The organism is Xanthomonas sp. SHU 166, from assembly GCF_000364685.1.
GTDB classification, from domain to species: Bacteria; Pseudomonadota; Gammaproteobacteria; order Xanthomonadales; family Xanthomonadaceae; genus Xanthomonas_A; species Xanthomonas_A sontii.
This window is the reverse complement of record NZ_AQOJ01000429.1, coordinates 1-12,917: the sequence shown is the minus strand read 5'-3', so window position 1 is coordinate 12,917 and position 12,917 is coordinate 1. Positions and strand designations below refer to the sequence as shown.

12 protein-coding genes and 1 riboswitch are annotated in these 12,917 nt (G+C 69.3%); of the genes, 7 read left to right on the top strand and 5 right to left on the bottom strand.

Features of this window, described 5'->3' with window-relative positions; translation table 11 throughout:
• Positions 1-57: 57 nt before the first annotated feature.
• Entirely contained in the window at positions 58-1,275 is a 1,218-nt protein-coding gene (locus D180_RS11735) for an O-succinylhomoserine (thiol)-lyase (RefSeq protein ID WP_017912946.1), read from the bottom strand.
• The gene (locus D180_RS11730; protein WP_043090868.1) at positions 1,272-2,309 is read right to left on the bottom strand and encodes a homoserine O-succinyltransferase; all 1,038 of its coding nucleotides are present in this window, start codon (positions 2,307-2,309) and stop codon (positions 1,272-1,274) included. The genes D180_RS11735 and D180_RS11730 overlap by 4 nt, the downstream gene beginning before the upstream one ends.
• A 70-nt stretch (positions 2,310-2,379) precedes the next feature.
• Positions 2,380-2,498, bottom strand: a riboswitch (SAM riboswitch).
• A 244-nt stretch (positions 2,499-2,742) separates the two neighbouring features.
• Here D180_RS11730 and D180_RS11725 point away from each other — a divergent pair.
• From D180_RS11725 to D180_RS11700, 6 genes are all read left to right on the top strand, one after another.
• Positions 2,743-3,477 carry a M23 family metallopeptidase gene (locus D180_RS11725; protein WP_232760461.1) on the top strand — a complete coding sequence of 245 codons (735 nt, stop codon included), beginning with the start codon at positions 2,743-2,745 and terminating at the stop codon, positions 3,475-3,477.
• A 67-nt stretch (positions 3,478-3,544) separates the two neighbouring features.
• Complete coding sequence (locus D180_RS11720) at positions 3,545-3,934, top strand: GntR family transcriptional regulator (protein WP_017910488.1); 390 nt, start codon at positions 3,545-3,547, stop codon at positions 3,932-3,934.
• Entirely contained in the window at positions 3,927-4,841 is a 915-nt protein-coding gene (locus D180_RS11715; RefSeq protein WP_198526548.1) for an ABC transporter ATP-binding protein, read from the top strand. The genes D180_RS11720 and D180_RS11715 overlap by 8 nt, the downstream gene beginning before the upstream one ends.
• Complete coding sequence (locus D180_RS11710) at positions 4,838-6,211, top strand: hypothetical protein (protein WP_017912943.1); 1,374 nt, start codon at positions 4,838-4,840, stop codon at positions 6,209-6,211. The genes D180_RS11715 and D180_RS11710 overlap by 4 nt, the downstream gene beginning before the upstream one ends.
• Positions 6,212-6,286: 75 nt before the next feature.
• Positions 6,287-7,891, top strand: a complete 1,605-nt coding sequence (locus D180_RS11705; RefSeq protein WP_017912942.1) for a peptide chain release factor 3 — start codon at positions 6,287-6,289, stop codon at positions 7,889-7,891.
• A gap of 109 nt (positions 7,892-8,000) precedes the next feature.
• Entirely contained in the window at positions 8,001-8,672 is a 672-nt protein-coding gene (locus D180_RS11700; protein ID WP_017912941.1) for a hemolysin III family protein, read from the top strand.
• A 140-nt stretch (positions 8,673-8,812) separates the two neighbouring features.
• On the opposite strand, the gene D180_RS11695 is transcribed toward D180_RS11700, so the two are convergent.
• Positions 8,813-9,268, bottom strand: a complete 456-nt coding sequence (locus tag D180_RS11695; protein WP_170268215.1) for a hypothetical protein — start codon at positions 9,266-9,268, stop codon at positions 8,813-8,815.
• 276 nt (positions 9,269-9,544) lie between these two features.
• Between D180_RS11695 and D180_RS11690 the strand changes: the two genes are divergently transcribed.
• A complete protein-coding gene (locus tag D180_RS11690; protein ID WP_017912938.1) occupies positions 9,545-11,500 on the top strand; it encodes an AsmA family protein in 1,956 nt (651 codons plus the stop codon).
• 151 nt (positions 11,501-11,651) lie between these two features.
• Here the strand turns inward: D180_RS11690 and D180_RS11685 are convergent, their stop codons facing one another.
• Both D180_RS11685 and D180_RS11680 read right to left on the bottom strand, forming a co-directional pair.
• On the bottom strand, positions 11,652-12,080 hold the full coding sequence (locus D180_RS11685; RefSeq protein ID WP_043090869.1) for a CBS domain-containing protein: 429 nt from the start codon (positions 12,078-12,080) through the stop codon (positions 11,652-11,654).
• A partial coding sequence (locus D180_RS11680; protein ID WP_017912936.1) for a glycosyltransferase family 2 protein occupies positions 12,040-12,917 on the bottom strand: 878 nt, incomplete at its 5' end. The genes D180_RS11685 and D180_RS11680, both read right to left, overlap by 41 nt.

The following is a 12,917-nucleotide window of genomic DNA, read 5'->3' as shown; positions in this document are numbered from 1 at the left end:
TGGCCACGTCGGGCGCCGCACGCAGCGGCACCGCTGGCGCATCGGCCAGGCCGCTGCTCACGCGTCCACCCGTTTGCGGGCCAGCGCCTCGCCGGCGCGCTGCGCGCGCTGCAGGCCGGCCTGCAGGTCGGCGACCAGATCCGCACTGGATTCGATGCCCACCGACAGGCGCAGCAAGCCGTCGGAAATCCCGGCCTTGGCGCGCGCCTCGGCGGTCATCGCCGCATGGGTCATGGTCGCCGGATGCGCGATCAGGCTCTCCACGCCGCCCAGCGATTCGGCCAGGGTGAAGTAGCGCAGGCCATCGACGAAGGCGCGCACCTCGGCCTCGCCACCGGCCAGTTCGAAACTGATCATCGCGCCGAAGCCGCGCTGCTGCCGCGCCGCCACCGCGTGGCCCGGATGCGAGGCCAGGCCCGGGTAGTACACCTGGCGCACCGCGGCGTGCGTGGTCAGCAGGTCCACCACCGCCTGTGCGTTCTCCTGGTGCGCGCGCAGGCGCGCGTCCAGCGTGCGCAGGCCGCGCAGAGTCAGGAACGCATCGAACGGCGAGCCGGTCAGGCCCAGCGCATTGGCCCACCACACCAGCTGCTGGTGCAGTTCGGCATCGGCCGCGATCACCGCGCCACCGACCACGTCGCTATGGCCGTTGACGTACTTGGTGGTGGAGTGGATCACCAGGTCGGCGCCGAAGGCGATCGGGGTCTGCAGCGCCGGCGACAGGAAGGTGTTGTCGACCACCGCCAGCGCGCCGGCCTTGTGCGTGGCGTCGATGACGAAACGCAGGTCGGTGATGCGCAGCAGCGGGTTGGACGGGGTCTCGATCAGCACCAGCTTCGGCGCCTGCGCCAACGCATCGGCCAACGAGCGCGGATCGGTCAGGTCGGCGGTGATCAGCGCGAAATGGCCCTTCTTGGCCAACGCGTTGAACAGCCGCCAGCTGCCGCCGTACGCGTCGTGCGGCACCACCAGCTTGTCGCCGGGCTGCAGCAGCGCATTGAGCACCAGGTTGATCGCGCCCATGCCGGTGGCGGTGATCACGCCGCCGGCGCCGCCTTCCAGTTCCGCCAGCGCTTCGCCGAGCAAGTCGCGGGTGGGGTTGCCGCTGCGGGTGTAGTCGTACTGCCGCTTGTTGCCGAAGCCGTCGAAGCTGAAGTTCGACGACAGCACGATCGGCGGGGTCACCGCACCGTAGGCGGTATCGCGGTCGATGCCGGCGCGGACCGCGGCGGTGGCTGCACTACAGGGCAGATCGGTGTCGTGGGCAGTGCTCATGCGGCAACTCCGGTGGGGCGAAGGGCGGTGGCGAGAATCGCGTCGATGCGATCGGTTTCTTTCAGGAAGGCGTCGTGGCCGTAGGGCGAACGCAGCACGCGCAGGCTGCCGCGCGGGCCCAGGCCTTCGACCAGGGTGACCAGGTCCGACAGCGGCACCAGGCGGTCGCCTTCGACCGCCACCACCACCGTGGGCACGGCGACGGCGGCCGGCTCGATGCGGTGCAGGTCGATGGATTCGGACAGGCGCAGGTAGGCGTTGACCTGGGTGCGCGCCACGTACTGCGCGCCGGCGGCGTCCAGGTAGTCTTCGGCGGCGACGCGGACGCGGCCGTTGATCACTTCCGGCGCCGCGTCGAAGCGTTCGCCGAACTCCTCCGGAGTGCGGTAGCTGAGCATCGCGAACTGCCGCGCCAGCGACAGCCCGTGGCTCTCGGCGCATTGCAGCTGGCCCAGTGCCACGGCGCGGCGCTGCAGCGCGCGCCAAGCCGCGGCATACGGATGCGCGCGGTGCGCGCCGCTGACCGCAATCAGCTTCTGCAGGCGCTGCGGATGCCGCACCGCCAGTTGCAGGCCGACCAGCGCACCGTAGGAGTAGCCGACGAACCCGTGCAGTTGCGCGATGTCCAGCGCGTCCAGCAGCGCAGCGATGGCATCGGCCTGGTCGGCACTGTCGATCGGCGCGTCCAGGCTGCCGTCGGCGCCGACGAAATCGAACGCCAGCAGCCGCCGCTGGGTGGGATCCAGCGCCCGCCCCGGCCCGACCAGGCCTTCGGCCCAGCCCTTCTCGGGAAAACTGGCGTTGGCGGCGAGGTGGCGGTGCGCGGAGATGCCGCCAGCGACGAACACCACCGGCGCGGCAGCCGGGCCGCTCAGTTCGTAGCGCAGGCGCAGCAGTTGCACACCGGCGTGGCGCAGTGGCAAGGCGACCGCGATCTCGCCACGCATCGCGTGCACGCCGTCGGCCGGCGCGGCAACGCGGTCGTGGGACGAAGTGGCGGAGGTGGGGCGATCAGGCGAGTTTACGAGGCGCATGGCGGTATCCGGAGAGGAACGGCCATCGAGCTTCGCGGAGCTCGCGTTCGCCATGCAGAAGGCATGGATCGAACCATCTTTCGGCGGACGCGTGGGTCCCCGCAGGATTTGGCACCTACACGGGCGCTTGCGCGTCCGCTGGCTGCCCCGGCATCAAAGGGCCTGTCCCTCCGCCGGTCTCGATGGTGGAGCCACGATGCCAGCGATTTTCGGCCATGTCAATCTCTTTATTCGGATGAAGCGATATGATTTTTCGATCCCTGGCCTCGGCCATACTCCGCTTCCCCCATCGCTGCCCCTGTCCGTGCGCCGACGCCGCTCCCGCCGCTGGCTTGCCGTGGTCCTGTCGCTGGCACTGGCGAACGGCACGCCTGCGCAACCGCTGCTGCGCTGGAATGCCCCGCGACCCGAACCACAACCACCGCCAGCGTGGCTGCAGGTGAGCGCCCGCGACAGCGGCCTGCGCGAGGTCGCACTGGGCAATCCGCTCGGCGGCCCTGTGCAGATCCGCCTGCTCGGCGACAGCGCCGGCTTCACCGCCGTCCCCGCGCTGCCGTTGACCGCGGAGCTGGCCGCCGGCGAGCGCCGCGTGGTCGCGCGCCTGTATCCGTCCGGCGACCTGACCGAGCCCAGCGGCGACGGCGCCCGGCTGCGCATCGAGGCGGTGCCCGGTTCGCCGCGCGCCCATGCCGACCCGGCGCTGTACGCCCTGCCCTTCGCCGACCGCCCGGTGCGCATCGACCAAGGCTTCGGCGGCGCCTTCAGCCATCGCGATCCCGCCAATGCCTATGCGCTGGACTTCGCCCTGCCCGAAGGCACGCCGGTGCTGGCCGCGCGCGCGGGCGTGGTGATGGAGGTGCGCGACGACTTCCGCGAGTCCGGCACCGACCCGCGCCTGAGCCAGGCCGCCAACCTGGTGCGGGTAGTGCACGCCGACGGCAGCATGGCGATCTACGCACACCTGGCCCCCGGCGGCGTGCAGGTGCGGGTGGGCCAGGCCGTGCAGCGTGGCGACCGCCTCGGCCTGTCCGGCAACACCGGCCTGAGCAGCGGCCCGCACCTGCATTTCGCCGTCCAGCTCAACCGCGGCCTGCGCCTGGAATCGGTGCCGTTCCGGATGGCCGGCCCGCTGGGCGAATTGCGCTTCGCCCACCCCGCCCCACCCTGAGCGCGCCGCCTACCGTTCGTCGGCAAACGCATTGACATTCGCCAAGTGTATTGATGTATTAATACACATGGATGCAACCCACCTCCACGTCCAACCCAGCGCCCCCGAGCCGATCTACCGGCAGATCGCCGAGCAGATCCGCCGCCTGGTCGCCGCCGGGCAACTGCGCCCGGGCGACGGTCTGCCCTCGGTACGCGAGGTCGCCGCGGTCCACGCGGTGAACCCGATGACGGTCTCGCGCGCCTACAGCCAGCTCGAAGCCGAGGGCGTGCTGGAACGCCTGCGCGGCCGCGGCATGGCGGTGGCCGCGACCGCCGCCGCACCGCAACGGCAGCGCCTGGAGTTGATCGAACCCCGGCTGCAGGAACTGGTCCGGCATTGCCGCGAACTGGGCCTGCCGGCGCCTCCCGTGATCGAACGTCTTGAACAGTTGTTTGGAGAACCTGGCGATGAGTAGCGTGGCGATGCAGAGCGCAATCCAGACCGATCTGGACATGGACCTGCCGCTGGCGGCGCACGACCTGCACCTGGCGTTCGGTGCCAGCGACGTGCTGCGAGGCGTGGGCCTGCAGATCGGGCGCGGCGAGGTGGTCGGGCTGATCGGCCGCAACGGCGCCGGCAAGAGCACCCTGTTGGCCTGCCTGCTCGGCCTGCTGCAGCCGCAGCGCGGCCAGGCGCAGGTATTCGGCGGTCCGGCGCTGCGCCTGGACGACGCGCGCAAGGCGCGCATCGGCTTCGTGCCCCAGCAGCCCCAGGCCTTCGGCTGGATGCGCGTGACGGAACTGCTCGCCTTCGCCGCGCAGCTCTATCCACACTGGGACGCGCAGCGCGCCGACACGCTGCTGCAGCGCTGGGAACTGGACCGCCGCCAGCGCATCGACAGGCTTTCGCCCGGCCAGGCCCAGCGCCTGGCCCTGGTGCGCGCACTGGCGGCGCGGCCGGCGCTGCTGGTGCTGGACGAACCGGCCTCGGCGCTGGATCCGGTGGCGCGCCGCGACCTGATGCGCGAGATCGTCACCGAAACCTGCGACGCCGGCACCACCGTGCTGTTCTCCAGCCACATCGTCAGCGACCTGGAACGGGTGGCATCGCGCGTGGCCTTCCTGCACCAGGGCCGGCTGCTGCTCGACCAGCCGCTGGACGAGCTCAAGGACAGCGTGTTGCGACTCACGCTGCCGCCGGCCGCCGCCGCGCTGCTCGGCGACGCCGTGCTGCGCGACGAACTCGCACGGCGCCGCATCGCCGACGGCGGCACCGCGGTGCTGCTGCACGCCAGCGAACCGCCTTCCGCCCTGCTCGGCGTGCCCGGTCTGCGAATCGACCGGCTCGGCCTGGAGGACCTGTTCATCGAGGTGGCGGGATGAAGCGCCTGCTCGCCGATCTGCGCCTGCTGTACGCGGCATCGGGCAGGACCCGATGGGTCTACCCCTGGGTGATCGCCGCGGCATTGGCCCTGACGTGGGTCGACAATCCACCATCGCCGCTGGTGCTGACCTGCCCCATCGTGCTACTGCTCTGGGCACGACTCGGCGCACGCTTGCTGAGCCTGCTCGAGCAGGCGCATCGCCTGCGCCTTCCGGGGCTACGCAGTCGCTTCGCGCGCCTGTTCGCATTGGCGGTGACCGGCACCGTGCTGTTGCCAGTCCTGCTTTACACGCCGCGCGGCAGCGATCCCAGCCTGACGGCACCGACGCTGCTGCTGTGCGCGTCCGGCGGGCTGCTGCTGGCGACAGCGCCGGCGTGGTCCAGTACCGCACTGCTGTGCCTGCCGCCCCTCGGCTTCATGCTGCACTACTGGGTCGGCGTGCCATTGGACGCGTACCCGCGCAGCACCATGCTGGCCATCGCTGCAGCGTGCGTCGCGGGCGCGACGTGGGCCTACCGCCGCGCCAGCACGCCTCGGCCCGTCGCGCTCGCGCCCTGGCTGCGTCCGCTGTGGATGAACCTGCAGCCACGCCTGCCCGGCGATGGCGCGATCAGGCAGGTGGTCGCATCGCAAACCGGGCGCCGTGGGTGGATGCAGGGCATCGCGCGCCCCAGCGTTCCCTCGGGCCTGCACGGCGCACCGGAACGCGCCATGCGCTTCGCACTCGGTCCAGGTTTCGCTCCCGGCAGCGCGGCCGGCACCGCGCTGGCCGTCCTCGTCATGCCGTCGCTGGTGTTGCTGTGGACGCTGCTGCTGGTGGGCACGCAATCGCCGACGCTGCCGCTGATCCTGGCCAACGTCATGGCCAACCTGTCCAGCGCGAAGTTCCTGCAACGACTGTGGCTGTGGCGCAAGCACGGCAACCTCGGCCTGATGGAAAGCGCCCTGCTGCCCGGCATGGGCGCACCCGGGCAGATCGGCACGCTGTTCAACCAGGTGGTGCTGAAATGCGCGATCGCGGCGATGCTTCCGTGGCTGGGCCTGTCCTGGCTGCTCGGGCTGCTCAGACACGCCCCGACCGCCTACTACCCACTGACGGTGTCGATCACCCTGACCGGGACCCTGCTTGCCAGCACCATCTTGCTGGCCTGCCTGCGCTGGCCGCGCAGCGTGTTGGCGCTGGTCGTGGCGCACTGCGCACTGACGCTGCTGGGCGCCATCAGCATCGGCCAGGTCGGCCTGCCCCGCGCGGTGGCACCGCACTGGCTGGCACCAGCCTGGAGCCTGCTGCTGCTCGGCATGGTCATCGTCTACAACCTGGTGGCACGCCAATCCAGCAAACGCCCGCACCCCTGGCTGCTCAACTGAACGGCCGCAGCAGGAAGCCCGCTATAATCGCGGGCTTCCTCCGTTGCCGATGACGCCCTTCCGGGCGTGCCGCCCATGTCCGAAGTCGCCACCGAAGCTGCGCGCCGCCGCACCTTCGCCATCATTTCCCACCCCGACGCCGGCAAGACCACGCTGACCGAAAAGCTGCTGCTGTTCGGCGGGGCGATCCAGATGGCCGGCTCGGTGAAGGGCCGCAAGGCCGCCCGCCACGCCACCTCGGACTGGATGGCGCTGGAAAAGGAACGCGGCATCTCGGTGACCTCGTCGGTGATGCAGTTCCCGTACGAAGGCAAGATCATCAACCTGCTCGACACCCCCGGCCACGCCGACTTCGGCGAGGACACCTACCGCGTGCTCACCGCGGTGGACTCGGCGCTGATGGTGATCGACGTGGCCAAGGGCGTGGAAGAGCGCACCATCAAGCTGATGGAGGTGTGCCGGCTGCGCGACACGCCGATCATGACCTTCATCAACAAGCTCGACCGCGAGGGCAAGGATCCGATCGACCTGCTCGACGAGGTGGAGACGGTGCTGGGCATCGAATGCGCGCCGGTGACCTGGCCGATCGGCATGGGCCAGCGCCTCAAGGGCGTGGTGCACCTGGTGACCGGCGAAGTGCACCTGTACGAGCCCGGCCGCAACTTCACCCGCCAGGATTCGACCATCTTCCCGTCGCTGGACGCGCCCGGCCTGGCCGAGAAGATCGGCGAACAGATGCTGGCCGACCTGCGCGAGGAACTGGAACTGGTGCAGGGCGCCAGCCACGCCTTCGACCTGGACGCTTACCGCGCCGGCAAGCAGACCCCGGTGTTCTTCGGTTCGGGCGTCAACAACTTCGGCGTGCAGCCGCTGCTGGACTTCTTCGCCGAGCACGCGCCGCCGCCGCAGCCGCGCGCCACCACCGGCCGCCAGGTGCAGGCCGGCGAGGACAAGCTGACCGGCTTCGTGTTCAAGATCCAGGCCAACATGGACCCGCAGCACCGCGACCGCGTCGCCTTCATGCGCATCTGCTCTGGCCGCTTCGCCGCCGGCATGAAGACCCTGCACGTGCGCACCGGCAAGGAGGTCAAGCTGGCCAACGCGCTGACCTTCATGGCCAGCGACCGCGAGATCGCCGCCGAGGCCTATCCCGGCGACGTCATCGGCATCCACAACCACGGCACCATCTCCATCGGCGACACCTTCACCGAAGGCGAGTCGCTGTCGTTCACCGGCATTCCCAACTTCGCCCCGGAACTGTTCCGCCGCGCGCGCCTGCGCGACCCGCTCAAGCTCAAGCAATTGCAGAAGGGCCTGGCGCAGCTGTCCGAGGAAGGCGCCACCCAGTTCTTCCGCCCATTGATGAGCAACGACCTGATCCTCGGTGCGGTCGGCACGCTGCAGTTCGACGTGGTCGCCTACCGGCTCAAGGACGAGTACGGCGTGGACGCCAGCTTCGAACCGGTGGGCGTGGTCACCGCGCGCTGGGTGCACTGCGACAACCCCAAGAAGCTGGAAGAGTTCCGCGAGAAGAACGCGATGAACCTCGGCATCGACGCCGCCGGCGAACTGGTCTACCTGGCGCCGACCCGGGTCAACCTGCAACTGGCGCAGGAACGCGCGCCGGACGTGCGCTTCGCCGCCACGCGCGAACACGCGCACAGCGTGGCGGTGGAATGACCGCCATGTGACCGCGGGCGTGCGCCGGCTGAGCGCACGCCCAACCGGCGGCGCCGTGTTGCGCCGCAGCGGATGCGAACCGCTCGCAATTGCGGTACCGTGCGGGCCCATGGATGCAGACCGGTCGCCCGCCTACTCGAACGCCGACGCGCAGCCTTCCACGGACTGGCGCGACGAACTGGCCAGCGCCCTGACCCACGGCCTCGGCGCCATCGCCGCGCTGGCCGGCGGCTCGGTGCTGATCACCCTGGCCGCCATCTACGGCGACGGCTGGCAGCTCGCCACCGCCATCGTGTTCAGCGTCACCTTGCTGCTGCTGTACGTGGCCTCGACGCTGTACCACGCCATCCCGCATCCCGGCGCCAAGGCGCGCCTGCAGATCTTCGACCACTGCGCGATCTACCTGCTGATCGCCGGCACCTACACCCCGTTCACCCTGATCGGCCTGCGCGGCCCGTGGGGCTGGGGCCTGTTCGCAGCGATCTGGACCATCGCCGTGGCCGGGGTGATCTTCAAGCTGTTCTTCACTGGTCGCTTCCGCCTGCTGTCGACCATCCTGTACATCGCGATGGGCTGGCTGATCGTGGTGGCGATCGAACCGCTGCTGCGCTCCGTCGACGCCTGGACCCTGGGCTGGCTGCTGGCCGGCGGCCTGTTCTACACCCTGGGCACCTACTTCTACCAGCGCGACACCGTGCGCTACTTCCACGCCATCTGGCATCTGTTCGTCCTCGCCGGCAGCGTCTGCCACTTCGTGGCGGTGACCGGCCAGGTGCTGTAGGCAGACCATCGGCCGTTCGCCGGCGTCCCGAACACCCGCCCTCCCAGGGCGGCATGACGGACCGCTCTGCGATCGCAACACCTATTCACGCACTCGCTTGGAATGTCGAGCGCATGGCGTGCGCTCTGCAGCAATGCCGATCAGCTCTTGCGCTTCTGACACGCTCCAGCAGAGACGATCATGTGCGATGGATGCTGGTTGACATAGCGGTGCTTCGTCGCGAACGCCCCATCCGGTTCCGTTTCGAGGTTGTCGGAGACATGGATCGTGAAGGTTCCAACTTCCGAGAATGCGGCAACCACGTTCTCCTTGCCTTCCGCATCCCAATACATCCCGGCCGCGATGGCAGGCGTAATAACCACGCGCCCACCGGTTGCCGAAACGCCCTGGCACTGGGTCTCGCTGTCCATCAAAACAAGGAATCTTCCGCTCGGCGCCAGAATGCCCACTTCAATCGGATCGATGTTCCCGACGTCGATGCGCACAACCTGCGCCGGATCCACATCCGCCTGAGACGCGCCACCCACCGGCGACACGAGACAAAAGGCAGCGACGGCGAGTGGAAACCTGCCGAAGCGCTTGGCTGACTCTCTCACACGCATCCCCTGTCAAATGCACCGACGACCGCTGATTGACCGGGACCAAGGGTGATGCACTGCGATGCTGTAGGCGGCCAGAAAGCCACCTTCACCATCGAGTACCTTGGAATCGCCGTCAGCGATCTCCGGCTCTTCCCGTGAGCGGCAGCGTCTGATCCCGCAGGCAGCCCACATGCATCATGCATCCCCGGTGTGGACGCGGACAACGCCCATCGGGCCCGCCATCCCTTCCGCTTTCGCACCCCGTGCACGGCGGCTGCCTAGGATGGCCGCATGGCTCGCGACCCCGCTTCCGCATCCCGCTCCTGGCCCTGGCGGCGCAACGACGGCCGCCTGCGGCGCTGGCCGTTCGTGCTCGGCGCGCTGGTGCTGCTCCTGCTCGTCATCATCCTGATCTTCGACTGGAACTGGTTCAAGGCGCCAGTGGAACGCGCGGTGCAGGCGCGCACCGGCCGCGCCTTCCATATCGACGGCAACCTCGACGTGGACCTGGGCCGCATCATCACCGTGCGCGGCGATCGCCTGCGCTTCGCCAACGCCGACTGGTCGAAGCAGCCGCAGATGGCCAGCGCCGACCGCGCCGAACTGGACATCGCGCTGTGGCCGCTGCTGCGCGGACGCGTGCGTATCCCCGAGATCCGCCTGACCAAGCCAGACCTGCTGCTGGAAACCGGACCGAACGCACAGCCCGGCAACTGGGTGTTCGGCCAGTCCGACGGCGGCCGTCCGGTCGTGCTCGGCGCCCTGCGGGTACAGCAGGGACATCTGCGCTTCCAGGATCCGGCCGGGCGCACCGAGATCGACATCGCCGTCGACAGCCAGGTCGGGCAGCGCCGCCGTGGCGATGCCGCCCCGCCGATCGCGGTCAGCGGCGACGGCCGCTGGCGCGGCAATCCCTTCACCCTGAGAGGCAGTACCGCCTCGCCGCTGGAACTGAGCGAGAGCGACCATCCGTTCCGCGTCGACCTGCGCGGCAGCGCCGGCAGCACCCGCGCGCACATGCGCGGCACCCTCACCAATCCGTTCCAGTTGCGCGTGTTCGACCTGCAACTGCAACTGGCCGGCACCGACATGGCCCACCTGTATCCGCTGCTCGGCATCGCCATTCCCTCCACCCCGCCCTACCAGTTGGACGGACGCCTGCAGCGCGACGGCGATCGCTGGCGCTACCAGGACTTCCGTGGCCGCGCCGGCGACAGCGACCTGGCCGGCACCGTGCAGATCGATACCGCTGGGCAACGCCCGTTCCTGCGCGCCGACCTGCGTTCGCAGCGGCTGGATTTCGACGACCTGGCCGGCTTCGTCGGCGCACCGCCGCGCACCGGCGCCGGCGAGACCGCCAATGCCGAGCAGAAGGCGCAGGCAGCCAAGCTCGCCGCCACCGACAAGGTGCTGCCGTCCACCCCATACGACCTCGGCAAGCTGCGCGCGATGGATGCCGACGTGCGCTGGAAGGCGCAGCGCATCAATGCGCCGTCGCTGCCGCTGGACGACATGGATGCGCATCTGAAGCTCGATGACGGCGTGCTGCTGCTGCAACCGCTGAACTTCGGCGTGGCCGGCGGCGATCTGCGCTCGGACATCCGCATGGATGCACGCAAGCCCACGCTGTTCACCCGCGCGCAGGTGTCGATCCGCGGCGTGCAACTGGGCAAGCTGTTCCCCGACGGCAAACTGGCCAAGGAAGCGGCGGGCGCGATCGGCGGCGAGATCGCGTTGGCCGGCAGCGGCAACTCGATCGCGCAGATGCTCGGCAGCGCCGACGGCAGCGTCGCCGTCGGCATGGGCAAGGGCCGCATCAGCAATCTGGTGATGGAGCTGGCCGGCCTGGATATCGCCGAATCGCTGAAGTATCTGGTGACCAAGGACCGCGAGATCCCGGTACGCTGTGCGTTCGGCGACTTCGGCGTGCAGCACGGAGTGATGACCTCGCGCGGCCTGGCCTTCGACAGCACCGACACCCTGCTGGTCGGCAGCGGCACCATCGACCTGGGCCAGGAACGCCTGGACCTGCTGCTGAAGGCGCAACCCAAGGACCACAGCATCCTCGCCCTGCGCTCGCCGCTGCGCGTCGGCGGCACCTTCAAGGACCCCAGCTTCCGCCCCGACTTCAAGGCCCTGGGCCTGCGCGGCGCGATCGCCGTCGCCCTGGGCAGCATCGCCCCGCCAGCCGCCCTGCTGGCGACCATCGAGACCGGGCCGGGCAAGGATATTCAGTGCGGGCGGTGAAGCCGGGAGTGGGGAATCGGGAATAGGGAATCGCGAGAGCAAAAGCGCGTTCCGCGTATCGATCTTGTCAGGCGACGATGCACGGATGACTGCAGGGGATCGTTGCTTTTGACTTCCTATTCCCGATTCCCCACTCCCGATTCCCAGCCCCTCAGCTCCTGATGTACTCCTGCAACTGATCCAGCTCCTCGCGCTGCTCTTCGATCACCGCCTTGACCAGGTCGCCGATCGAGATCACGCCGATCACGGTGCCGGCGTCCACCACGGGCAGGTGGCGGATGCGTTGCCCGGTCATCAGTTCCATGCACTGCTGCACGCTCTGCGACGGGTCCACGGTGTGCACCCTGCTGCTCATGATGTCGCGCACCGGCGTGGTCGCCGAGGAGCGGTCCTGCAGGACCACCTTGCGTGCGTAATCGCGCTCGGACAGGATCCCGGACAGCTGTCCGTCCTGCAGCACCAGCACCGCTCCGATGCCCTTGGCGGCCATCAGCCGCAGCGCCTCGATCACCGCCGTGTCCGGCGCGACCGCGTGGATCTCATTGCCCTTTTCGCTCAAGACCTGCCGTACCGTCCGCATCGCTGCCTCCCGGTTCGCTGGATCGCACGGCCGAGCATACTCCTTCGCCCGGTGCACGCCAGGTCTCCACCAGGTACAGCGGACGTTGCTTGGATTCCTCGTACAGCCGGCCCAGGTATTCGCCGATCAGGCCCAGCGCGATCAGTTGCACGCCGCCCAGGAACAGGATGACCGCCATCATCGTCGGCCAGCCGGCCACCGGGTCGCCCCACAGCGCCGCCTTGACCACCACCCAGATCGCGAACAGGAAGGCGCCCACCGCCGTCGCCAGGCCCAGGTAGGTGGCCACCCGCAACGGTGCGGTGGAGAAGCCGGTGATGCCGTCCAGGGCGAAGTTCCACAACCGCCACAGGCTGAACTTGCTGCGCCCGGCCAGCCGCGGCGCACGCCGGTACGGCACCGCCAGGCGGCGGAAACCGATCCAGCCGAACAGGCCCTTCATGAAGCGGTGGCGCTCGCGCAATTGCCGCAGCGCAGCCAGCGCGCGCGGCGACAGCAGGCGGAAATCGCCGGTATCGGCGGGGATCGGCGTCTTCGACAGGCGCCCGATCACCCGGTAGAACAGCGCCGCGGTGCCGCGCTTGAGCCAGCCCTCGCCTTCGCGCACTAGGCGCGTACCGTAGATATCGTCGTAGCCGGCGCGCCAATGCGCGACGAACTGTCCGATCAGTTCCGGCGGATCCTGCCCATCGGCGTCCAGCAGCATCGCCGCGCCGCGATCGACGCAGTCCAGACCGGCGGTCAGCGCCAGTTCCTTGCCGAAATTGCGCGACAGGCGCAGCGCGCCGACCCGCGGATCGGACGCGGCCAGCGTCTGGATCGTCTCCCAGGTCGCAT

Bases quoted from the DNA above. Each gene is read 5' to 3' on its own strand.
- D180_RS11735 (WP_017912946.1), bottom strand. From the start codon at position 1,275: ATGAGCACTGCCCACGACACCGATCTGCCCTGTAGTGCAGCCACCGCC.
- D180_RS11730 (WP_043090868.1), bottom strand. From the start codon at position 2,309: ATGCGCCTCGTAAACTCGCCTGATCGCCCCACCTCCGCCACTTCGTCC.
- D180_RS11720 (WP_017910488.1), top strand. From the start codon at position 3,545: ATGGATGCAACCCACCTCCACGTCCAACCCAGCGCCCCCGAGCCGATC.
- D180_RS11715 (WP_198526548.1), top strand. From the start codon at position 3,927: ATGAGTAGCGTGGCGATGCAGAGCGCAATCCAGACCGATCTGGACATG.
- D180_RS11710 (WP_017912943.1), top strand. From the start codon at position 4,838: ATGAAGCGCCTGCTCGCCGATCTGCGCCTGCTGTACGCGGCATCGGGC.
- D180_RS11705 (WP_017912942.1), top strand. From the start codon at position 6,287: ATGTCCGAAGTCGCCACCGAAGCTGCGCGCCGCCGCACCTTCGCCATC.
- D180_RS11700 (WP_017912941.1), top strand. From the start codon at position 8,001: ATGGATGCAGACCGGTCGCCCGCCTACTCGAACGCCGACGCGCAGCCT.
- D180_RS11690 (WP_017912938.1), top strand. From the start codon at position 9,545: ATGGCTCGCGACCCCGCTTCCGCATCCCGCTCCTGGCCCTGGCGGCGC.
- D180_RS11685 (WP_043090869.1), bottom strand. From the start codon at position 12,080: ATGCGGACGGTACGGCAGGTCTTGAGCGAAAAGGGCAATGAGATCCAC.